This is a genomic window from Calditrichia bacterium, assembly GCA_020634975.1.
Classification (GTDB): Bacteria; Calditrichota; Calditrichia; order RBG-13-44-9; family J075; genus JACKAQ01.
Genome location: JACKAQ010000001.1, coordinates 1,713,039 through 1,735,881 on the forward strand (window position 1 = coordinate 1,713,039; position 22,843 = coordinate 1,735,881).

Annotated in this window: 19 protein-coding genes; 8 read left to right on the top strand and 11 right to left on the bottom strand. The window is 46.5% G+C overall.

What is annotated here, in order from left to right:
- Nucleotides 1–2: 2 nt before the first annotated feature.
- From H6629_06955 to pyrF, 3 genes are all read right to left on the bottom strand, one after another.
- A complete protein-coding gene (locus H6629_06955; GenBank protein ID MCB9067533.1) occupies nucleotides 3–884 on the bottom strand; it encodes a hypothetical protein in 882 nt (293 codons plus the stop codon).
- Nucleotides 885–995: 111 nt separating this feature from the next.
- The gene (locus H6629_06960) at nucleotides 996–1,763 is read right to left on the bottom strand and encodes an MBL fold metallo-hydrolase (GenBank protein ID MCB9067534.1); all 768 of its coding nucleotides are present in this window, start codon (nucleotides 1,761–1,763) and stop codon (nucleotides 996–998) included.
- Nucleotides 1,763–2,605 carry an orotidine-5'-phosphate decarboxylase gene (gene pyrF / locus H6629_06965; GenBank protein ID MCB9067535.1) on the bottom strand — a complete coding sequence of 281 codons (843 nt, stop codon included), beginning with the start codon at nucleotides 2,603–2,605 and terminating at the stop codon, nucleotides 1,763–1,765. Before pyrF ends, H6629_06960 begins: the two co-directional genes overlap by 1 nt.
- Before the next feature lie 487 nt (nucleotides 2,606–3,092).
- Between pyrF and H6629_06970 the strand changes: the two genes are divergently transcribed.
- Nucleotides 3,093–4,106 (top strand): diguanylate cyclase, encoded by a 1,014-nt coding sequence (locus H6629_06970; GenBank protein MCB9067536.1) that lies wholly within the window; start codon nucleotides 3,093–3,095, stop codon nucleotides 4,104–4,106.
- A 14-nt stretch (nucleotides 4,107–4,120) separates the two neighbouring features.
- On the opposite strand, the gene H6629_06975 is transcribed toward H6629_06970, so the two are convergent.
- On the bottom strand, nucleotides 4,121–4,606 hold the full coding sequence (locus tag H6629_06975; GenBank protein MCB9067537.1) for a response regulator: 486 nt from the start codon (nucleotides 4,604–4,606) through the stop codon (nucleotides 4,121–4,123).
- A 154-nt stretch (nucleotides 4,607–4,760) separates the two neighbouring features.
- Entirely contained in the window at nucleotides 4,761–7,169 is a 2,409-nt protein-coding gene (locus H6629_06980) for a M28 family peptidase (GenBank protein MCB9067538.1), read from the bottom strand.
- A 571-nt stretch (nucleotides 7,170–7,740) separates the two neighbouring features.
- On the opposite strand from H6629_06980, the gene rfaE2 reads away from it, so the two are divergent.
- The 6 genes from rfaE2 to H6629_07010 all read left to right on the top strand — a co-directional run bounded on the left by rfaE2 (nucleotide 7,741) and on the right by H6629_07010 (nucleotide 14,583).
- On the top strand, nucleotides 7,741–8,241 hold the full coding sequence (gene rfaE2 / locus H6629_06985) for a D-glycero-beta-D-manno-heptose 1-phosphate adenylyltransferase (protein ID MCB9067539.1): 501 nt from the start codon (nucleotides 7,741–7,743) through the stop codon (nucleotides 8,239–8,241).
- A 29-nt stretch (nucleotides 8,242–8,270) separates the two neighbouring features.
- Nucleotides 8,271–10,133: a LysM peptidoglycan-binding domain-containing protein gene (locus H6629_06990; protein MCB9067540.1), complete on the top strand. Its 1,863-nt coding sequence runs from the start codon at nucleotides 8,271–8,273 to the stop codon at nucleotides 10,131–10,133.
- 371 nt (nucleotides 10,134–10,504) lie between these two features.
- Complete coding sequence (locus H6629_06995; GenBank protein MCB9067541.1) at nucleotides 10,505–11,488, top strand: hypothetical protein; 984 nt, start codon at nucleotides 10,505–10,507, stop codon at nucleotides 11,486–11,488.
- Nucleotides 11,489–11,495: 7 nt separating this feature from the next.
- Nucleotides 11,496–12,623 carry a carboxylate-amine ligase gene (locus tag H6629_07000; GenBank protein MCB9067542.1) on the top strand — a complete coding sequence of 376 codons (1,128 nt, stop codon included), beginning with the start codon at nucleotides 11,496–11,498 and terminating at the stop codon, nucleotides 12,621–12,623.
- A gap of 139 nt (nucleotides 12,624–12,762) precedes the next feature.
- A complete protein-coding gene (locus H6629_07005; GenBank protein ID MCB9067543.1) occupies nucleotides 12,763–13,947 on the top strand; it encodes a hypothetical protein in 1,185 nt (394 codons plus the stop codon).
- A 153-nt stretch (nucleotides 13,948–14,100) separates the two neighbouring features.
- Nucleotides 14,101–14,583 (top strand): SPOR domain-containing protein, encoded by a 483-nt coding sequence (locus H6629_07010; protein ID MCB9067544.1) that lies wholly within the window; start codon nucleotides 14,101–14,103, stop codon nucleotides 14,581–14,583.
- Nucleotides 14,584–14,585: 2 nt separating this feature from the next.
- Here the strand turns inward: H6629_07010 and H6629_07015 are convergent, their stop codons facing one another.
- The 6 genes from H6629_07015 to H6629_07040 form a co-directional block, all read right to left on the bottom strand.
- Nucleotides 14,586–15,932, bottom strand: a complete 1,347-nt coding sequence (locus tag H6629_07015) for a sigma-54-dependent Fis family transcriptional regulator (GenBank protein ID MCB9067545.1) — start codon at nucleotides 15,930–15,932, stop codon at nucleotides 14,586–14,588.
- 21 nt (nucleotides 15,933–15,953) lie between these two features.
- On the bottom strand, nucleotides 15,954–17,099 hold the full coding sequence (locus tag H6629_07020; GenBank protein MCB9067546.1) for a tetratricopeptide repeat protein: 1,146 nt from the start codon (nucleotides 17,097–17,099) through the stop codon (nucleotides 15,954–15,956).
- Nucleotides 17,100–17,303: 204 nt separating this feature from the next.
- Complete coding sequence (locus tag H6629_07025) at nucleotides 17,304–17,858, bottom strand: hypothetical protein (protein MCB9067547.1); 555 nt, start codon at nucleotides 17,856–17,858, stop codon at nucleotides 17,304–17,306.
- A 29-nt stretch (nucleotides 17,859–17,887) separates the two neighbouring features.
- Entirely contained in the window at nucleotides 17,888–18,565 is a 678-nt protein-coding gene (locus H6629_07030) for a PspC domain-containing protein (GenBank protein MCB9067548.1), read from the bottom strand.
- A gap of 72 nt (nucleotides 18,566–18,637) precedes the next feature.
- On the bottom strand, nucleotides 18,638–19,120 hold the full coding sequence (greA, locus tag H6629_07035) for a transcription elongation factor GreA (GenBank protein ID MCB9067549.1): 483 nt from the start codon (nucleotides 19,118–19,120) through the stop codon (nucleotides 18,638–18,640).
- Nucleotides 19,121–19,232: 112 nt separating this feature from the next.
- On the bottom strand, nucleotides 19,233–21,467 hold the full coding sequence (locus tag H6629_07040; protein ID MCB9067550.1) for a bifunctional (p)ppGpp synthetase/guanosine-3',5'-bis(diphosphate) 3'-pyrophosphohydrolase: 2,235 nt from the start codon (nucleotides 21,465–21,467) through the stop codon (nucleotides 19,233–19,235).
- A gap of 384 nt (nucleotides 21,468–21,851) precedes the next feature.
- On the opposite strand from H6629_07040, the gene H6629_07045 reads away from it, so the two are divergent.
- Nucleotides 21,852–22,820, top strand: coding sequence for an aminopeptidase (locus H6629_07045; protein ID MCB9067551.1), 969 nt, complete (start codon nucleotides 21,852–21,854; stop codon nucleotides 22,818–22,820).
- The last annotated feature ends 23 nt before the right edge of the window (nucleotides 22,821–22,843 follow it).

The following is a 22,843-nucleotide window of genomic DNA, read 5'->3' on the forward strand; positions in this document are numbered from 1 at the left end:
GATCAAAGCCCATAAACTATGCCAAAAACATGGGTTTCGCCGAGTTCGCTGTGGGTTTTGAGCGCGTAATCGATGCTGAATTGTTTGAAGTTGATGCCCAGCCCAGCGGTAAAGCGGTTGGGATTGGTGGTGCCGCCAAAACGCAGGTCGAGCATGTCAAATACCCGGAACTCCGCGCCGCCCCATACTTCATTTTGATTGGCGTCCAGCGAACGGTTGATGTCCAGCGTGGTAGTCACGCCATCGTACGGCTGGTATGCGATGCCCGCGACAATGCGCTGCGGCAGATCGCGCGGCGATTCCGAACCCACCTGCGGAGCGTTCAGATTCAGAAAATAGACGCCCACAAATGTGCGGGAATATACCGATGCCTGAAACCCGACATCCAATCCGATCACATTTGCGTTCCCGAGTTCCTGTCCGCCAACGGATTCACCATACGTCAAATATTGAAATTTTAACGAATAGCCGAACGAAAGGCTGCTGTTGATATCGCGCAACAAATCGAATCCGTGCGAGAGGCGCAAGGCATATTCGCCGGTGAGATTTTCGCCTTCGTAATCCACACCGAAATACTCGATGTTAACCCCAATCGTGCCGTATTTTGGAGAAATCGGATATGCTGCTGCACCAAAAAAATTGTTCAAAAACGGTGTGTTGAATATTCGCTGATAGCTGCTGCCAACACCAATTCTGGAAACCTGGCTGAGCGCAGCAGGATTGTAATAACCGGCCCAAATACCACTGTTGATTGCCACACCGGCGCCACCCATCGCGTTTAATTTCGGGCTGGGAAAACGGTCGTCAAACAATCCGGCGTGTGCGGTTGCGTTCATCAAAAATGCGCTACAAAACAGGGCAATCAGCCATTTTTTTGCCATCATTACTCACCTGATCAATTTCAAATTGGAAAAAAGTGTAATTCAAATTTTATCAACAAAAAAGTAATGCGCAGTGGTCGATAAAAAAAGTGGATTTATTTTCAATTTCCGGCGCTAAGCCGTAAACATATCCGAAACAGTTTTTTGAACCATCACCGTGAAACGGCTGCGATACTGATCGCCGACGTGCCGCAACACGGTTTTTAACGCCAATTCCGGCGTATTGTTTTCGTCGCTCAAATGCCCGAGAATGATGTGATCGAGCTGTGTGCCAAAAATGTCATACAGCAATTCGCCCGCGTTCTGGTTGGATAAATGCCCGAACCGTCCGGCGATTCGCTGTTTCAAATCCCAGGGATATTTGCCGTTGTTCAGCATTTCGGGATCGTGATTGCTTTCCAATAACAAAATATTTGCCCGGCAGATGTGTTCCTGAACCGTGCCGGTAACGTAGCCCAAATCCGTACAAATACCGAAGGTTTTTGTGGCGGTTTCGATGAGATATCCGTGGGTCGGGTCGCAATCGTGCGGCACGCGGAACGGCTTAAAACGCACACCGCCGAACTCAAACGCATCCACTTTTGGCAATACTTCCTGACCGATTTTGAGCAAATTGGTGATGGAATCCAGCGTGTCCGGATGCCCGATGACCGGAACTTTGTGGCGCTGCGCAAACGTGCCAACACCATGAACATGATCGCGATGGGCGTGGGTCAACACAATGGCATCTATCGAGGATGGCTCAACGCCGCGCGATTTCAATCGCAATTCAATTTGTTTGGCGGAAAGCCCCACATCAATCAAAAAACGGGTATTATTTGCTTCGAGAAAAATGGAGTTGCCGCGACTGCCGCTGGCTAAAATACAATATCGTGTTCGCATCAATTTAAGTCCAACAATCCGGGGTTTTTGTGAATACTGATCAGCATATTGATGCGATCGCGCAACCCTTTGGCGCGATTGCGGGCAACTTCCGCGAAATCGCGTTCGGACGAAGCGTAAATCACCGTCCGGCTGGAATTGATCAGCGTAGATTCGCCGCGCGCATCTGTGGCGTATTCGATAACTTTTTCCAAATTTCCGCCCTGCGCGCCAACGCCGGGCACCAAAAATGGCAGCGCCGGAGCAACATTGCGGATTTCCCTGATTTCATGGGTATGCGTGCCGCCAACAACAAGCCCGCAATTGCCGTAAAGGAAATTCCAGTTGACCGATTTTTCGGCTACTTTCAGATACAGCGGCTCGTCGTCCACTTTCAGGAATTGGAAATCGGTTGCGCCGGGATTGGAAGTGAGGCAAAGGATGAACACACCGCGATCTTCATATTCCAAAAACGGCGTGATGGAATCCATCCCCATATACGGCGAAACGGTGATTGCATCAAAATCGAATGTTTTGAAATAGGTTTCTGCGTATTTCTGACCGGTATTTTCGATGTCGCCGCGTTTGGCATCGGCGATAACCAGCACATTATCCGGAATAACGTCCAACGTGCGTTCCAGCAATTCCCAACCCGGCAATCCCAGCGATTCGTAAAACGCGATGTTAATTTTGTACGCAGCCACAAAATCGTGCGTCGCTTCGATCAACTCGCGATTGAATGTGAACAGCGGATCTAGTTCGGACAGCAAACAGTTCGGAATTTTTTCGATATCCGTATCCAACCCTACGCAAAGCAACGAGCGTTTTTTGCGAATCAGTTTATTCATTTTTTCATCAAACATATCCGGCTCTCAATTCATTTGTTGACAAGATCCAATTTAGCCAATTTGTTTATTTTATTCAATTTGAAAAAGAGAAATCTCATTTGCAGATTTTTTGTTTACAAATTGAATATTATTATCGCCACTTCCGAACACCAAATTACCCAAACAACACAGGCCTCACATATCATCCGTTCCGAAATCCGCCAAAAACCCAACCGATACATCAACACATTCAGTGCGCGCTGGTGAACATTTTTCCCATATCAGCCCGCAAATTTCATTTCTTGACAATATGTTTCCCACTGGCTTAATTATTCACATTTACCGGTCGATTATGGGTATGCTATCATGTTCAATAAGGTATTTGGGCAAAAACAACACGATAAAAACCATGTTATTTGAGAATCGATTTTCGAAAATTTGCGCTGCGTTAAATGTTTTCGAAAACAATCACTTAAATTAGCATATGGGTAAAATAGCTTATCACTGAATTAGGGGAGTGATTGTGAAAATTCTTGTCATTGATGACGTATTGGAAAACCGTATTCTGATCCAGAAAATATTAAAAATCGGTAGCTATACCGATGTTACAACTTTTGGCTCAGCAGCGGAATTGTTTGAATATCTTGGTATTGATAATCCTGCGCAGGCAAAACCACAGGTCGATTTGATATTGATGGATATTATGATGCCGGAAATGGACGGCATTACTGCAACCGGGCGGTTAAAAGCGATTCCGGGCTTCGAGGATGTTATCATCATTATGGTAACAGCAAACACGGATAGTAAAAGCCTGGAAAACTCGTTTAATGCCGGCGCGTTCGATTACATTCGCAAACCGATCGATAAAACCGAAATCCTCACTCGCGTCCGTTCCGCGTTGCGATTAAAAAGCGAAATGGATCAGCGCAAACAACGCGAAAAAGAATTGGTCGAGGCTCAGGAAAAGCTGCAGGAAGTAAATCTGGAATTACAGCGAATTTCCACTCACGACGGGCTGACCGGAGTTAAAAATCGTCGGTTATTTGACACATCTTTGAATACGGAGTGGCGCAGAACGCCGCGTGAATCCGAATTTATTTCGTTGATTTTATTAGACATAGACGATTTCAAAAATTACAACGACACATACGGACACCAGGCTGGCGACGAATGCCTCCAAAAAGTTGCGCAAGTGCTGAACAATGCACTGCACAGAACCGGTGATGGATTATTCCGCTATGGCGGCGAAGAATTTGCGGCTATTTTGCCGAATACCAATTCCGAGGGCGCACTTTATGTCGCGGAAATTTTGCGCAAAAAAGTGGAAGATTTGTATATCGAACACAAAACTTCGCGGGTGTCCAATCATGTGACCATCAGCGTTGGCGTTTCAACATTGCCGTTCGATAAAACCGTAACACCGGCAGATTTGATCAAACTGGCGGATAAAGCACTGTACGACGCCAAAAAAGCCGGACGAAACTGTGTGCGGTTTTTTACTCCGGAATGGTCAGATGTAAAAATATTGGAAGGATAAACGCGACGAAATTATTACGTCGCGTTGTTGAGATTCAAATGCTGGCGTATTCTGCGATCAATATCCGTAATTTTGATGGGCTTAACAATATAATCATCCACCCGGCAGGACAGCGCCTGTTTGAGCTTTTTGACACTGTCGTTGGCGGTAACCATCAGCACTTTGGTGTCCTGCCATTCGGGAACAGTGCGGATGCGGCGGGTGGTTTCCAATCCGTTTAATTCCGGCATATCGATATCCATCAGCACCACATCCGGTTTCGTGCGCTTCATTTTGGCAAGTGCAACCAAACCGTTTTCAGCTTCTGCTGTTTTATATCCCAAATCAGATAAGCCGCGCGATAAAATTTGCCGATTAATCAGCTGGTCGTCCACTATCAAAATCAAAAAATCGCTGAGTTTGATTTTACCCCGGATTTGCCCGTCATCGCTCTGGAATAATTCATTTACCATTTCTTCGTCTTTTCGGGACATACCGGATTGGTCGTTCTGTTGACTCATGATGCTCTCTTTATACCATTAATTTGAAAACCACCCGTTATTTAACAAAAAAAGGATAGCAGCAATTTAGAATTGCCACTATCCTTCACATCGGTATTTTCATTGAAATCTTGACACACAGCTTCAAATTTCCGGCCGCCGGAAAACACCACTCCTACATTTGCCTTCGCAGCGAATCCGGTTCTGTTTGCATAACGGAATCGATTTCAGGATCAATTATAGTTGCATCAGTTGAATCCGGGGTGAACATTTTTGACATGCCGGAATGAAATCCGGCCGGATCAGCGGTGGAAAGTGTATCGCGGAAGGTGACATCTGTTTGATATATTACCGTCCCGGATTGCGCAGTGACATTCAACGGCATTGGTAAAAATGGATAAACGCCTTTCCACTCGCGAATCAGTTTTCTTCCGGCAGGAATAATCAGGCGTCCGGTCACCTGCACGCGCTCTGCAGGTTCAGCTTCCCATCGGAACTGCAATTTTGTATCCGACAATTTAGCGTAATTTACAGATTCAATCAACGGTTGAATTGCGCCGGAATCACACGTCACCGTTAGCTCAGCACGATACCACGAGTGCGTTGTCCCAAATGCCCAATCGATGAAAATAGTATCCATTTCGCCAATCGCCAGCGAATCCATCCGGTTCACTTTTAACCAATCCGCCAAAAACGAAACATCGAGTTTTTCCGACAGAATTTCCCCGTCAATCTGCCGGTTTAGCTGAACACCCTGCACGTTCACATTTCGCAAAAAATCGTTGCTGTTAACGGTAATGCCGGATTCGTTCGTGTTCATATCGTATGTTGCATGAACCCGAACCATCGGCTGCCAGCGATCGCTAAACGCAGATAAGCCAACGAGATAACCACCATACCCCAAAATGGCGAATAGAATAATCAACCCGACAATCGAACGCCGGAATTGTTCAACAAATTGCTGAACGGAAGCAATATATCGCGTAATAAATGCCCATGTGAACAACGTCGGCAAAAACCAGATTGTCAGCACGGCAGTAAGTATCGCGCTAAACAACAGTGCATGTTTGAACGTGGTAATCTGAAATCCGGCAATAGTCAGGCTTCGCGCCAAAAACGGGAGCGTTTCCATGAACATGAGCCGGAACATGGGCAGCGGAAGAGCCAGCGCAGCCAGCAATTGTAACGCAGCGGGACGTAGATTGATCACCAAATACAACAGTAGCAACGATACCGCCGGATAAAGCGCCAATCGCGCATTGACAGTCAGCAGCAAACCGGTGAGCAGGATGAGTAGCACCGCTGCACGAATGGCATATCCAAAGGCGTTTTCGCTAAACCGCCAGCGACGCGTGGTTTGCGCTGCAACCCAAAATCCAGCCACCGTCCAAATTGCGGCATAAATCATATACTCGTGGAAATGGGTCAACCAGGGATAACGCGTTCCTTTGATAATTTGCAAAAGCCCTTCGCCAAACTGGGTAAATGCAGCAATTACAATCATTAACAAAAACAATTTTGTGCCGGAAAACAATCCTTTGGATAAGCTGCTATCGCCAAATTTACGGGCTTGCAAAATACCGCCTACGCCGGCAATCAGCCCCACGATTACCACAATAAACATCAGCCAAGTGGGGATAAATTGCCGTCCCAAAAAGGTTTCCCACATCATGTAGTGCCCGGCATGATCTGACGGAATACCGTTTTCCTGATATTTTTCCAGAAGCGCATTCACGATTCGTCCGCTGCGCGCCAGCATGTTTTTATCCACAAATCCAATGTGGTCCTGCGGTGTGTGGATCGGGTCGATGTTGATGCCGGCAGTAAAATCGATGGCCGGAATATTTTTTTCCATAAACGGCATGTGATCCGAACCCGCACCGCCAATGGCGTTGTTGATGCTGAAAAAATGGGTCGGGTATTCCAGGCTGTTGTACCCCAAGGCGCGATCGACAGCGTAGGCATCTTCCACTAGCCAGCGTGGCGCCTGGTGCGTTTCCGTATCGATAAACGGAATCAACCAACCGGGTGTACCGGCCATATCGATGCTGAACATTAACCGCACCAAATCCATCCGGGGATAGTTTTCTGCAAAAAATTTGGAGCCGATCAAACCGCGCTCTTCGCCGCCAAAAGCGGCAAACAGCAATGTGTATCGCTGCGGCGGAGCTTTTGCCCATATTCGCGCCAGCTCGATAACACAAGCTGTGCCGGATGCGTTATCGCTGGCTCCGGGATTTACCCGGCTATCCGAATCGATGTGCCCGCCAACCACAATTATGGAATCACTCAGCCCCGGAAACAGGGCAACTGCAACACCGCTGGTTGTGTTCACACCGTGCGGCGCTTTCAAAAACGGCATCACAAATGCCGTATCAGCGCCATAAGATTTGAATTTTTCCGCAGCCCAGCGCAAAGCTTGCTGCTCATTTGCCGAGCCCATCGGGCGTGGGCCGATGGTTACACTCAAATGTTTAACATGCGCATATGCGCTATCGGCATTGAACATGGGTTTTTGTGCCCATACCGGCAACATCGCGATGGTACACAATAACCAAATCGGGCAAAGTTTTGATAACTTCATTCGTGATTTTCCGTTATTTTTTCACAACATTTCTTGTTTTGCAAAGCTTATGGAAGATACGCCAAATATTTAATTTTCGCAAAAATTGCACTTATTCCTTTTTTGCAACAAACCGATTTGCCGCAGAAATTGTTTAACTTTCCACCCAAAATCCATACGTCAAAATTCTGTCATTTGATCTATTCGCGCTGTTGAAAAACGTTCATCTAACCAATTGTTATTTCTGCATTAAAATGTTACACATTTTTTGTCAATCTTAAAAAAATTGCATTTTAGAATTCTTGAAATGGCGCACTAACGTAACGCAAGTCAGATGTATATTGTTCAGGTGATTGGCAGCCAGGGAAGGCGGCACATCAACAACCCAACCATCTGTACTCCGTAACCGTTGGAATTGCGAACGGCCTTCCCCGTAAACCATGCTTTGACACGGTGCAATTTTATTCGCAACTACGTTAGGAATCTGCATTTTTTCGAAAATTTGGCAAAATTTATTGCAAAAAAATTTTTCAAATTCCCTGAAAGTAACTATATTGACGAGCTAAAGGGTAAGTATTCGGGGAGTGAGCGGATGACTGTTGCACAAAAAATCAAAACACGTGATACGCTGGCGCAGATGCGCACAGATTGGGATTTCGAAGACCGTAATGTTGTTTTTACCAACGGTTGTTTCGATATTTTGCATCGCGGCCATGTGGAGTATTTGCAGGAAGCCAAACGGTTTGGCGATATCCTGATTGTCGGCGTCAACAGCGACGATTCTGTCACCCGGCTGAAAGGTCCCGCAAGACCGCTAATGCCTGCTGATGATCGCGCTTTTATTATCGCATCATTATTTTTTGTTGATTATGTTTCTGTTTTTGATGAAGATACGCCGTATGAGCTTATCCGGTCGGTTCAACCGGATTTGTTGGTCAAGGGCGGCGATTACGACATCAACGACATTGTAGGGAAAGACATTGTTGAAGCACGTGGCGGACGGGTGCTAACCATTCCACTGACACCAAATCGATCCACAACCAATTTTGTTGAAAAGGTAGTTGCTTTAACCCGAAAAGGAATTCTGAAGTAATGGTTGTTATACGGAAGGAGAATCGTTTCATGAAGCAGATCGTGAAGATCGCAGGTTGTATGTTAATGCTGGTTAGTTTATCAGCATGTAATGTTTGGATATTCAAAAAATCACCCAAAACGGCACCGGCAGCTGAATTGCAGCAAATTTCAGCCTATCTCAACGCCGCCGAAAGCAACAGCATCAGCGAAGACGCGATGTTGACAGATGGAAATTATTTGAAAGCATTGGAAAAGGCAGACAGCCTTTCCACGCTTTATCCGGAAGATTCGTTGCTGACCGCACTGTATTTCCGGGTGAATGATTCTTACGATTCCTACCTTCACCGCATGGTTGTTCTGGATGCGGATACCCTTACCGAAGAAGAGATGATGATCGACATCGAACGGCTTTTCGCCGTTTCCGACTCCGCCGGATTTGCGGTGGACTCGCTGGAACAGCTTCGGATTCCCTTAATTCTCAACAAAAAAATCGAAAATGCCATCAAATATTTTTCCGAAACCCGTCGCGGACGTAAAACTTTCGAAGGTTGGCTGAGACGTGCCGGAAAATATGAAAAGCTGGTTAAAGGCATTTTGCGGGAAACAGGCGCACCGGAAGAATTGTTTTATCTGGCAATGATCGAAAGCGGATTACGCCCGCAGGCACGTTCATACGCCCGCGCAGTCGGGATGTGGCAATTTATTTCCGCAACCGGCCGCTATTACGGATTAACCCAAAGCTGGTGGTACGACGACCGTCAGGATGTTATCAAAGCCAGCCGGGCGGCAGGGCAACACCTGCTCGATTTATACGAGCGCTTCGGCGATTGGTATATTGGCATTGCCGGCTACAATTTCAGCCCCGGAAAAATTGAAAAACGCATCAAAACGTATAACGTTAGCGAATTTTGGGATCTGCCAAAACTTCCGAAACAAACCCGAAATTATGTGCCGACGTATCTGGCAGCCGTAACGATCGCCAGCAATCTTGAAAAATATAATTTTGCAGATATTATCCCGGATAACCCGATTGAATTTGATACGGTAACCATCAAACAAAGCATCGATCTGAATATAATTGCCGAAGCGGTTGGCAGCACATACAACGAGATTCGCGACCTTAACCCGGCTATTTTGCGCTGGTGCACACCGCCGGATGTTGATGAATGGTTGCTCTACCTGCCTTCCGGCACCCGCGACACATTTTTGAGCAAATACGACAATTTGCCAAAATCCCAAAAAATGGACTGGGTGCAGCACCGCATTCGTTCCGGCGAAACACTTTCAACAATCGCCCGGCGATATGGTGTTTCAATTACAGAAGTCAAACATTTCAATAAATTATCCGGCAATTTGATTCGCGCCGGACGCACATTAATGATTCCTATTCCTGCCGGAAAAAACAGCCCGAAAGCGGTTGCCAGCAACACACCCAAAAGCACCGCCAGAAAAAGCACCGCACCGCGCTCAACCAGCGCAAGCCTGAACAGTTCAGCCAAAGTAGTTGCTGATGTTCCCGGACATTACAAACAAGTTTACACCATCCGTTCCGGCGATAACCTGTGGGAAGTCGCCAAAAAGTTTGGCGTCAGCGTAAATGAACTGCGCGAATGGAACGGGTTAAATTATTCACGGATTATCCGGCCCGGTCAAAAACTGAATATCTGGCTCCCGAATCAATCCGGTAGCACAAACGATGCGTTGGCCAGCGCAAATCTGCCGGTACCGGGTGCTGCAACGGTCACTGAAACATCCGGCGATAACAAAAATACTTACATCGTTCGCTCCGGCGATACACTGTGGGATATTGCCCGCGCACACAACGTTAGCATCAACGATCTCAAACGCTGGAATGCCAAACGGAACAACAAAATCAAACCCGGTGAAGAGTTGGTGCTTTACGCAGATTAAAATAAATAAAAACAGCAGTTTCAATATTATCAAAAAAAAGCGTGGTATTTGTTTTATAGGCAAACACCGCGCTTTTTTTTCGCCATTTTTCACTTTCGATTTTGTCAAACCGGGAAATAGTGAAATATAAAAACCACCCCAAAATTATTTTTGAAATACCATTTTTCTTGCTAAATTAAACTTTCGTAGCATCGTCGTAAAGTTATCAATCGCATGCGAAGGCGGGTTTTAACCCAATTTACCTTTGCCTCAAAATGCGTAACCGGGATTTTGCACGCCCGATTTTCGCAGTGTAATTTGGAGCAAAGCACCCAACGCCGCAACTTAAACACTCACGAAAGCGACCAAAACCTTTAAGGAGATTTTATCGCATGAAGAAAATCGGTATCCTGTTTGGTAGAGAAAACACGTATCCGCATGCATTTGTCGAACGCATTAATGCCAAAAAGCTGAAAGGTATTTCTGCAGAATTTGTAAATATCAGCAAAGTAGTGCAAGGTGAATGCGATGAGTATGCTGTCATTATCGATCGCATATCGCAGGATATTCCATTTTACCGTGCCTATTTGAAAAATGCGGCATCCGCCGGCGTAGCGGTGATCAACAACCCGTTTTGGTGGAGTGCGGATGATAAATTCTTCAACAATTCGCTGGCGCTCATGGCTGGCGTAAAAGTGCCCCGCACAGTCTTGTTGCCCTCTAACACCCATCCGCCGGATACGGATGAACGCTCCATGCGCAACCTTTCCTATCCGTTAGATTGGGATGCCATTTTCAGCTATGTCGGTTTTCCGGCGTTCTTTAAGCCCTTTGCCGGTGGCGGATGGAAACACGTTTACAAAATAGAAAACCGCGAACAATTTTATCAAACATATAATCAAACCGAACAACTGGTGATGATGTTGCAGGAAGAAATCCAGTTTACGGATTATTACCGCTGTTATTGCCTCGGACAAAAATACGTCCGGGTGATGCGCTACGATCCGAAGCAGCCCTATCACATGCAATATATTCGCAATGCGCCGCCGGTTGAAGCAAAACTGAACGCCAAAATCGAGGACGCAGTATTGCGCCTTTGCAGCGGCTTGGGCTACGATTTCAACACTGTGGAACTGGCTATCCGCGATGGCGAGCCGTATGCCATCGATTTCGGCAACCCGGCACCGGACGCCGACTACTATTCCGTCGGCGAAGAAAATTTCGAATGGATTGTGGAAACATCTGCCAATTTCGCCATCGAACTGGCAAAAGCACATAAACCCGGGAAAATTAACCTGACGTGGGGCAAGTTTGTTACCAACGCGGTAAAAAATCAACGTGTTACACCGCGTTCATTCAACACATCTAAAAAGTGAGTTTTGTATGAGCAAGTCCAAGCTATTTACGATTGGCATTGAAGAAGAATTTCAGATTATCGATCCGGAAACCCGGCAGTTAAAATCGCATATACAGCAGATTATTCAGGGCAGTAAATTACCCAGATTAACCGAACAGCTAAAACCGGAAATGCACCAGTCGGTTGTGGAGATTGGTACACATGTGTGCAACAATATTCAGGAAGCCCGCGAAGACCTTATGGAATTGCGGACTGCGCTCGCGAAAACCGCACTGGAAGCGGATTTGCGGATCGCAGCATCCGGAACGCACCCGTTTTCGCACTGGAAAGATCAAAAAATAACCGAACATCCGCGATACAAAACCATTGTGCAGGACATGCAAATGGTTGCCCGGGGCAACCTTATTTTCGGGTTGCACGTGCACGTCGGCATCGACGATCGCGAAGATGGCATCCAGATCATGAATGCGGCGCGATATTTTGTACCGCACGTTTTGGCGCTGTCGTCCAACTCCCCTTTTTGGCTGGGACGAAACACCGGTTTCAAATCCTATCGCGTGAAAGTGTTCGATCGTTTTCCGCGCACCGGATTGCCGGATTATTTCGACAGCCTCGCGGTTTATGAAGATTTTCTGAAGCTGTTGGTCAAAACCAATTGCATCGACGACGCCAAAAAAATCTGGTGGGATATTCGCCTGCACCCCTATTTCGATACGCTGGAATTCCGCATTTGCGATATCCCCATGCGTGCCGAAGAAACGCTGGCAATTGCCGCGCTGTTTCAGGCGATTGTAGCCAAATTGTATCGCCTCAAAAAGCAGAATCTGGGCTTCCGGCTCTATCGCCGCTCACTGATTCTCGAAAACAAATGGCGCGCCAGCCGTTACGGATTGGATGGCAAACTGATCGATTTCGGAAAACAGGAAGAAGTGCCCTGCAAAGATTTGATTGGCGAATTGCTGGATTTTGTGGAAGAGGTGGTGGACGATTTGGGCGTTCGCGAAGAAATGAATTTCATCAAAACAATGGTGGAACGCGGCAGCGGCGCCGATCGCCAATTAGCCATTTGGGAGCAATCCTACGATCTGAAAAACGTGGTGGACTACATCATCGAAGAAACACATTTCGGCTTGCCTGTCAGTCTGGACGAATAACAAAAGCATTTTTATCGCACATAAGCCGGTGGAGTTTTTCACCGGCTTTTTTTATACCTTTGCTGCAGAATTGATAAATCATTGAAAACAATCGGTTGATCGCGTAAATTCCTGTAAATCAAAAACATCAGGGGAAATAATGATTCCGGAAATCCGTGAACAATTCAACACGAATTTTGACCAGAGCAAATATGATGCGTTCGTCGCTGATATTCACCGCAACAACCGGCAAAGCCTGGTTTTTCGCGTTTGCGAAACGCCGCTGTTTTTATCCGATGCGCTGCGGGATAAATTGATAGAAGCTGCAAATGATGTGATGCGCGTGGTGCGCCAGCCGGATTTTCCCGATCGCTGCAAAAACGCCATTCCGGCGGGAATGAGCGTCGCGAACGAAACACAGCACACCCATTTTTTGCAGGTCGATTTTGCAATTTGCCGCGACGAAAACGGACATCTGCTGCCGCAACTGATCGAGCTGCAGGGATTTCCGTCGTTGTATGCTTTTCAGCATTATCTGGACACCAAACTTCGCGAATATTTCCCGATTCCGGACGGATTTTTGCCATTTTTCAGCGGGCTAAACTCGGAAACTTACAAAGAGAAACTGGGGAAACTGCTACTCGGCAACAGCGCGCCGGAAAACGTGGTGCTGTTGGAATTGCAGCCGGAGCAGCAAAAAACCCGTATCGATTTTTATCTGACGGAGCAGTATTTCGGGATTCCGTTTGTTTGCGTCACAGATGTTTACCAGCGCGGAAACAAGCTTTTCTATCGCCAAAACGGGCGGGAAATTCCCATCGAGCGAATTTACTATCGCTTTATTTTTGATGAACTCATTCGCAAAAATATCCAACCGGGATTTGATATTAACGCCGATCTGGATGTAGAATGGGTGGGTCATCCCAACTGGTTTTTCAAAATCAGCAAACACACGCTGCCGTTGATCGACAGTAAATATTGCCCGCAAACATATTATTTACATGAGCTTACGAGCTATCCTGATGATCTGGAAAATTATGTGCTCAAACCGCTGTATTCCTTTGCCGGTACCGGCGTTCAGGTCGATGTCACCAAAGCAATGCTGAACGAGATTGACGATCGGGAGAATTACATTTTGCAACGAAAAATTGAATATGCACCGCTCATCAAAACACCGGACGAGCATGCCCGGGTGGAAATTCGCCTGATGTTTATTTGGGATGATAAACCTATTCTGGTCAATAACTTACTCCGCACCAGCAAAGGCAAAATGATGGGTGTGGATTTCAATAAAAACAAAACCTGGGTAGGATCGTCACTGGCATATCACAGACCGGAAATTTAATTTAACTATCATTTATTGTCGACAGCGGAAACAAAACCGGGCTAAATGCTTTAAATACATGTGTTTTCGGCTTTTCATTGCTTTGGGAATAATGTATATTTACTATCATAACGGTTGTCAAAAACGAGTATTCATTTAATTTGAGAAAAAAATATGCGTACGATGCTGTTAAAAAATCGGTTGAAGCTTTGGGTGATCGGCGTTGTTTTACTGCTGGTGAGCGGATGTAAAATCGGGAATACCTACATTTTGGTTGAGAAGGGTCTCAACAGTCAGGAAAGCGCCATTGCTGAGGCGCAAAAATATCAATCACGCGGGTTGACCAGCCAGGTTTTTCTCACACGCGATAAACGCTACATGGTAACAATCGGTCCTTTCAATAATAAAGAAACCGCGATAGCAGAGCTGAATGCCAAAAAAGATGCCAATATAATTCCTCCAGGCAGCCAGCTTGCCGGGCCGGAAAGCCGTTTATGGACGCAAGTTTGGCCGAATCAACCGATTCAACCACCGGGCACAAAACCGCCGGCACCGGGACCGGGCACGCCGCCAAAAGAAGGCGTTCGCGATGAAGTTAAAAAAGATGCGGATAAAGGGATGAAAGATGATTTTGTTGTATATCCCGAAAAACCGTAACATCAGCCATCCGGGTTGATACCGAAACGCTCCATCATCGAATACAATCTGCGGCGGGTAATGCCCAATAGCTCTGCCGCATGAGTGCGGTTGCCGTCTGCTTTTTCCAGCGCCTGCCGGATCAATTTTTTCTCGAAATCATCCAGTTTAATGCCTGAATCGGGTAAAACAAATTCACCGGGTTTTGCCGAATGCGCGATCATTTTGCGGGTAGAGGGCAAATCTTCCCGCGTAATCATGCCGTTGCAAACGATGGCGGCGCGTTCAATCGCGTTTTGCAATTCACGCACATTTCCCGGCCAATCGTAATCCATCAATTCCGCCAGCGCCAGCCGGTCGATATCCTGCGCAGCGGATTGCGCCACAAAATGATGCACCAGCGCCGGAATATCCTCTTTGCGCTCCCGCAAGGTTGGCAGTGTCAATTGAAAAACATTCAGGCGATAATACAAATCCTGCCGAAAACGCCCGCTTTCCACCATTTCTTCCAAATTTTGATGGGTTGCCGCAATAATCCGAACATCCACAATGATGCGCTCGTTGCTGCCGAGCCGGTAAATTTCCTTATTTTGCAACACGCGCAGCAACTTTGCCTGCGTTGCCGGACTGATATCGCCGATTTCATCCAGAAAAATACTGCCCCCGCCAGCCTGCTCAAATTTGCCGATGCGCCGGTGCGTTGCGCCGGTGAACGCCCCTTTTTCGAAACCGAACAGTTCGCTTTCCAACAAATTCTCCGGTAGTGCGGCACAATTTACCGTCACAAACGGTTTGTTCTTCCGCTGCGATGAGCCGTGAATGGCGTGTGCAACCAACTCTTTTCCGGTGCCGCTTTCGCCGCGAACCAGAACGGTTGCGTCGTTCTCGCTTGCCTTTTTGATAAGCCGGTAAATCTGCTGCATCTTTTTGCTTTTGCCAATCATCTCGCTAAAAAATACCGGCGTTTCATCCTGTTTTTTCAGCCGTTGATTTTCGGCGATCAGCCGCTGCTGATCCAGAATCCGCCGGATTCGCAGTGTCAGTTCATCCATATCCGGAAACGGTTTGATCAGATAATCAAACGCCCCTTTTTTGAGCGCTTCGATGGCGGTTTGTTGCGTGGCGTAAGCAGTCATCATGATAAATTCGGTTTGCGGATACTGCTGTTTCACCTGCTCCAGCAACGCCATTCCGCTAATGCCGTCCATTCGCAAATCGCTGATAATGACATCCACCGTATTTTCCGAAAGATGCGCCAACGCCGCCTCCCCGGAAGTGACGTAGGTTGCCGGCAACGCCTCAAGCTCCAGCGACGCTTTGATCACTTTGCAGAATTTTTCTTCGTTATCAACGATGAGAATTTGGGGCATGGTATCTGTATTTTGGGGTGATTATTTCAGAATCGCACGCAGCAAAATCATAAAACCTTTTTCGTGGCTGCGAATGGTATCCAGATTTTTTTGGGCTTCATCAAAACCGGGCGCAAGCTCCAGCGCTTTTTCAAACTCGCTCATGGCTTTCATCAACAATCCACGGCTTTTGATGAGGTTGAACGTTCCCAAATCGTTCCAATAGTCCGGATAATGTTGCGTATCGCTATCGTTTGCCACAAAAATGGATTGGTATTTATTGATCGTTTCCAGCGTGAGGTCTTTTCCGCCAAACAAAAATCGCAGAAAAAATTCAAATATTTTTTCCCGGTCAGAAACCAGATCGACCAATTTTAGCTGGAATTGCTCCAGCTCCGGAATAATGGTGTTGTGTTGATTGTCGCGCAACAGCTCCAGCAATTGGTTGAATTCTTTTTGCCACATCGGCACACGATATTTTGATAAATCGCGCACCTGCTTTAGATAGATGGAAACGCGTGCCGGAACAGCAACGGCTTCCGGGTCATGCGCGCCGTGCAACGCGGATTTGTAAAGCGCCACGCCAAGGTTAAACTGGGCTTCCACATATTTGGGGTTCAGGCGAATTGCTTCCTTAAACAGCGACATAGCTTCGTCATATTCGTCCAAAAAAAGATGCGCCAATCCGTAATAATTCAAAAAATCCGGGAATTTTTCGCTCATGTTGAGCGCGGTTTTGAACGTTTCTTTGGCGGTTACAAATTTCCGGGATTTCAAGTAACTGACGCCCAATCCGATAAATGCCCGGTTAAAACTGTGATCCTGCTCCAGTGAGGTTTTGAATTCGCGGATCGATTCTTCAAACAAATTGCGCTTCAGGAACAAAATACCCAGATAATAATGCGACTTCGGGTGGCGGTAGCGCATCAATTTTTCCTGAACCAAATACAGCGATTCCAGTTCATCGATTACATTCTGATGAAAATTTTCGGTCACTTTGCTCAGGAAATCGTAATCGTGCCCGATGCGGTCTTTTCGCAAATTGATATCGTATTGGCGGGAAAGCAGGAACATCCCTCGCTCAAAAACTTCGGTGATGATACGATTGTGCTCAATCATTGCGCCGGTGTGAATGTGAAATTCCCGGTCAAAAATCTCAATCTTGTCGTGTAATCCAAAATTTTCCACAGAACCCTCTGTAATCTGTTCCGCTGCGCCAATTTCTGCTAAACTGATGCGATGCGTTTAAAAAATAAGTATGGAATTTAAACAAAATCGTGCGCAATCACACGCCGATTATTCAAAAATGCGAAAAAATCGGCAAAAAAAAGCCCGCAAACCAGTTATCTGTGTTTACGGGCTGTATCAAAAGGATTCTTTTTTTCAGTAAAATCAGGGGTGATGTTGCAATTCTTTCGACGAAACCGGACCATTTGTCGAACGCCGCTGGATAATGCTGTTGATGATAAACCCGACACCTACCAAAATCAGTGCCACCGGCCAATAGTCATCAATAATCGTAACAAACAACCGCGTTGAAATATATTCCAGTTCGTAACTTAAAAAAATCAACCCGACAAGCAATACGATATTACCTACAATTAATTTGTTGAGACTGCGGATTGATCCAAAAATGTATGCCGGATAATGCGCCAAACCAAAAGCGATCGTAAATGCGGATAAGGTCATCCCGCGAGTGGTGGACAAAATATCCAGTTCACCGAGCGTGTAATACAACCCGATAAGCCCAAGAAATGGGAAGACAAACATACCGCGACGCGGTTTGCGCTGCAGATTCATCAAAAATCCGGCGATTCCGAGAAAAAGCAGCCCGTAACTGCGCACAGTGTATTTATTGATATCCAGATCAATATAATCGCGCAGCAACAGCACCACGCCAATAAGTATCAGAAAAATACCGATAAATGCAGATGTCTTGTTTTTCATTTTGCTTACCTTCTCATATTTTCCCGGTATCAAACGGTTTGTTCGGTCGATTCTTCTTCCGGAAGTATAAATACCAACGCGAAATAAATCAGCACGCCCAATCCTTTGGAGGCGATGCTCAGCACCACCCAACCCAGCCGCACGAGTGTCGGATCGACGTTAAAATGTTTGGCTATTCCGGCGCACACACCGCTGATTTTTTTGTCGCTCCGGGAACGATAGATATCGAATGTGCTTTTTTGCGATGTTGAAGCATTGGACGATGCGGCATCCGGGTCTATTTCGGCAATCTCTGTTTGGGTTTCTTTTTGTTGATATTGCCGGTAAATCAACGCTGCACCGGCGGCGATCAACAGGATTGCCCAAATGGTTGACCACGGTAAATCGATAAAAATCAGGTCAAATAAATCCATCTCGCGAAGTAAAATTAACGCGCCGATGCTGACAAAAATAATGCCCCACAAAAAGGTTTTGTCGGTTTCCGGACGCTCGGGGCGTTCCGGTTCTGTTTCGTTCGGGTTTTCGGAAACGATCAGCAACGCGGCGATATACAAAACAAATCCGATACCGGCGACAAACACGCTGATGACCATCAACAGCCGAATCATATTGCTTTCCAGCCCGGTGTATGTTGCTAATCCACCGCAAACCCCGCCGATGTATTTATCGGTTTTGGAACGATACAGTTTCTGAGTTTTGTTATTCATTTCCATTTTCACTCCTTCATACGGGTTTTTCCCATTTAATAACACGTAAAAAACCCGTCAGAGTTTCGCGGTTTATGCTGTTGGCGCTTTGATTTCGAGAATTTCATACTTCATAATTCCGGCAGGCACTTTGATATCGACAACCTCGCCGGCTTTTTTACCGAGCAATGCCTTGCCAACCGGCGATGTCGTGGAAATTTTTGATTCCCGGAAATCGGATTCTTCCTGCGAAACCAATGTATATTCCACAGTTTGGTTGCGCTTCAAATCCTTCATCACAACGGTGGTGTAAATAGCAACCTGCTCATTGGTCACTTTGCTCGTATCAACCACTTTGGCGCGGCGGATGTTTTCTTCCAACTGGGTAATTTTGGATTCCAGCAATCCCATTGCCTCTTTGGCGGCGTGGTACTCCGCGTTTTCTTTAAGGTCGCCAAAGTCGCGTGCCTCAGATATTTTTTTGGAAATTTCCGGGCGTTTTTCGGCTTTCAGATAGTGTAAATCGGCTTTCAATTTCTCCAATCCTTCTTTGGAGATATACATAAAACTTGACATTTGCAGTCCTCCGAATCTTTAACTTCGCTATACATTTATTTCAAACTGGCACAAAAATAATGAACCGCTTTTACCACAAAAGCGGTTAAAATATCCAAATTACGAATAGGAATTACGAATCTTTTTTACGTGATGCAGGCTCTATACGTTCAACGCTGATTATACCATTCACCCGGTTGAGCGCATTAATCACTCGCGTAAGATGCGGCAGATTTTTGACTTCGAGAATAATTTTGCCGAGCGCAACTTTGTCTTTCGCCCGGATGTCCAAATTTAATATATTGATGTTATTTGTTGCAAGTGCCTGAGTAATATCGCGAATTAAATATTTGCGATCCTCACCCAACAGCGACAGTTGCACCCGAAATTCTTCCTCTACTTCCACCGTCCAGTTTACCGAAATGGTGCGATCCTTCCGGTCAACCAGATTGAGCATGTTCGGGCAGTTGCGGCGATGGATGGTCACACCCTTACCACGGGTAATGTATCCCAAAATATCGTCGCCGGGAACCGGCTGGCAACAACGCCCGAGGTTAATCATAATATTATCCATTCCCTGAACGCGAATGGCAGAATGTTTGCGATTCTTTTGCAGAATGCGCTGCAACAGCGATTCTTTTGGCAGATCTTCCACCGGTTTTTCGGAGATGGAAGCCATTATTTTTTCGATAGTTAGCTCACCACGTCCGACAGCCGCCTTCAGGCTGGGCACATCTTCGACACCCAGTTTTTTAGCCGCTTCATCCAGCTTATCATCCTGATGTTTTATTTTGAAGCGCTTAAAATATTTGTCAATGATCTCTTCGCCAAGTTTCAGGCTGTGTTCAAACTGGATATCCCGCAAATAGCGCCGCACATGATGCCGCGCTTTGCTGGTTTTTACAAACGTGAGCCAATCCTGGCTGGGGCGCTGGTTAGAACTTGTGATAATCTCAACCATTTCACCGCTGTTCAACGTAGATTTCAACGGCACAATGCGGCCGTTCACCTTTGCGCCGATGCAGTGCATTCCCACATTCGAGTGCACTTGAAATGCAAAATCCACCGGCGTTGATCCGAGCGGCAACCGCATCACATCGCCGCGCGGCGTAAATACAAATACTTCGTCCTGATACAGGTCAATTTTCAGCGATTCCAGAAAATCCTGTGCATCAACCATTTCTTTTTCTTTATACTGATCCAGCAACTGGCGAACCCAGTTTAGCTGCTGATCCATCTCATCTTTTTTACGATCGGGCATGCCGTCTTTGTATCGCCAGTGTGCGGCAATCCCCATTTCGGCGATGTTGTGCATCTCTTGCGTGCGAATCTGAATCTCTACCATGTGCCCCTGTTTATCCACCACCGTTGTGTGCAATGATTGGTAGCCGTTTATTTTCGGCATCGCGATATAATCCTTAAATCGTTCATAAACAGGTGTATAGAGGTTGTGAACCAACCCCAGCACGTAATAAGATTCTTCCACTTTTGTAACGATAATCCGAATCGCCAGCAGATCGTAAATTTCTTCAAACGGCTTATTGCGCACCTTTATTTTTTTGTAAATGGAATACAGATGTTTCGGTCGCCCGTATACAGATGCCTGAATATTATGTGCCGCAATTTCCGCTTCGATCGGTTTAATGATTTTGCGGATATACGCTTCGCGTTCTTCTTTTTTCTGGTTCAGCCGGTTTTTGAGATCCAGAAACGCGGCGTTGTCCAGATATTTGAATGTTAAATCTTCCAGTTCGCTTTTGACGCGCTGCATCCCGAACCGGTTGGCTAACGGCGCATATACTTCCCGGGTTTCGATGGCAATGCGATTGCGTTTTTCCGGCGGCATGGCGCCGAGCGTTTTCATATTGTGCAACCGGTCTGCCAGTTTTATCAAAATCACCCGAAGGTCTTTTGCCATTGAGAGCAACATTTTGCGAAATGTTTCTGCCTGCCGCAACTCCCGGCTTAGCCCTTTTCTGCCGCTCATTTCGGTAATTTTTGTAACACCATCTACCAGCAAACGAATGGTCGGTCCAAATTCTTCTTCAATTTCATCAAGCGTATAGGTTGTATCTTCCGCAACATCGTGCAGCAAACCGGCGGCGATGGTTGTGCTGTCCATCCGCATTACTTCCGCCAAAATGGTTGCCACGTTCATGCAATGCAAATAGTATGGCTCACCGGATTGGCGCTTCTGTTCCCGGTGCGCCCAAAGCCCAAAAGTATAGGCTTTGTATAACATTTCTTCGTTGAATTGCGGATTATATTCGCGAACAATTTTGATCAGCTGCTCATAGAGTGGATCGAACTGCTTGCGCAAATCCTGATACAAAGCATTTTGCGTGTCTACCGTATCGAGCACGCCCATACGCAATCCTTGGTAATAAAAAACGCCTAAAATAAATTAAACGGCTAATTAGCCGTTTTTGTGTGCACTGCAATCGTTTTCGGATTTTGAATTTGCGGTTTTTCGGGGATTTAAGCCTTCCCAACACCGAAAATTTGTTTCGCCCGTTACTCCGGATGCGTAAAATAAAACCGCATCATCTATAATATTATGAATAATTTAAGTCACTCATCCAAACGGGAAATTATCAAAGCCACAAATTTCACTTTGAACTTTTAAATAAAACCCTCAATCGCTAAACTGACATTATGTATTTTTTATCTTACGTTGAAACTAAGGTTAATTTTCGGGAAACTCAAGTATATTTTTTCGCAAAAATCAAACTGGATAAAATGGGGAATATTTATGAGCGCATTACACGAAGCCGCCCTGGTTGCCGCGCGCGATTGTTTGGGTGTTCAAAAAAACGAAAGCGTTTTGATCGTTACCGATATCAAACGACGCAGTATTGGAATGGCGCTGTTTGAGGTATGCCAGGACATTGCCAAAGAAGTGCTGCTGATGGAAATGACCCCGCGCCGGGTAAACGGCGAAGAACCGCCGCCGGCAATTACCGAGGCGATGAAGGCGGTAGATGTTTCCATTTGCCCGACCAGCACATCGCTGACGCACACCAACGCCCGGCGAACCGCCTGCGCTGCCGGCGGAAGGGTGGGCACAATGCCCGGCATTACCGAAGATATTTTGATCCGAACCATGAAAGCGGATTACAAATCTGTCGCGAAACGCACCTACAAAGTGGCTGAGCTGCTCACGAACGGCAAAATGGCTCATGTTACTACGCCCGCCGGCACGGATATTTATTTGCCGATCGCTGGGATTAACGGCATCCCATCTACCGGAATGGTGTTGGATAGCGGCAAATTTGGCAATTTGCCTTCCGGCGAAGCGTATCTGATGCCCCGCGAAAATGAAGCGGAAGGCGTTTATGTGGTCGATGGCTCATTGGCCGGCATCGGGATGATCACCGGCGAACCGGTGCGCATCACGATTGAAAAAGGGATGGCCGTAAAAATTGAGGGCGGCGAGCAAGCCCGCGAATTTGCCAAAACTGTCGAATCTGTCGGGCCGAAAGCCCGCAATTTGGCGGAGCTGGGCGTTGGCACTAACGATTCCGCACAGATAAACGGCACTATTCTGGAAGATGAAAAAGTACTCGGCACGGTTCATCTGGCATTGGGAAATAACATGTCGATGGGCGGCACCTGCGATGTCGGGTTTCATGTGGACGGCATTTTGCTCAACCCCACGCTCACCATCGACGATGTCGTGATTTTGAAAGATGGCAAAATGGTGATCGATCTGGATGCATAAAAAAAAGGGCGAACCGTTCGTTC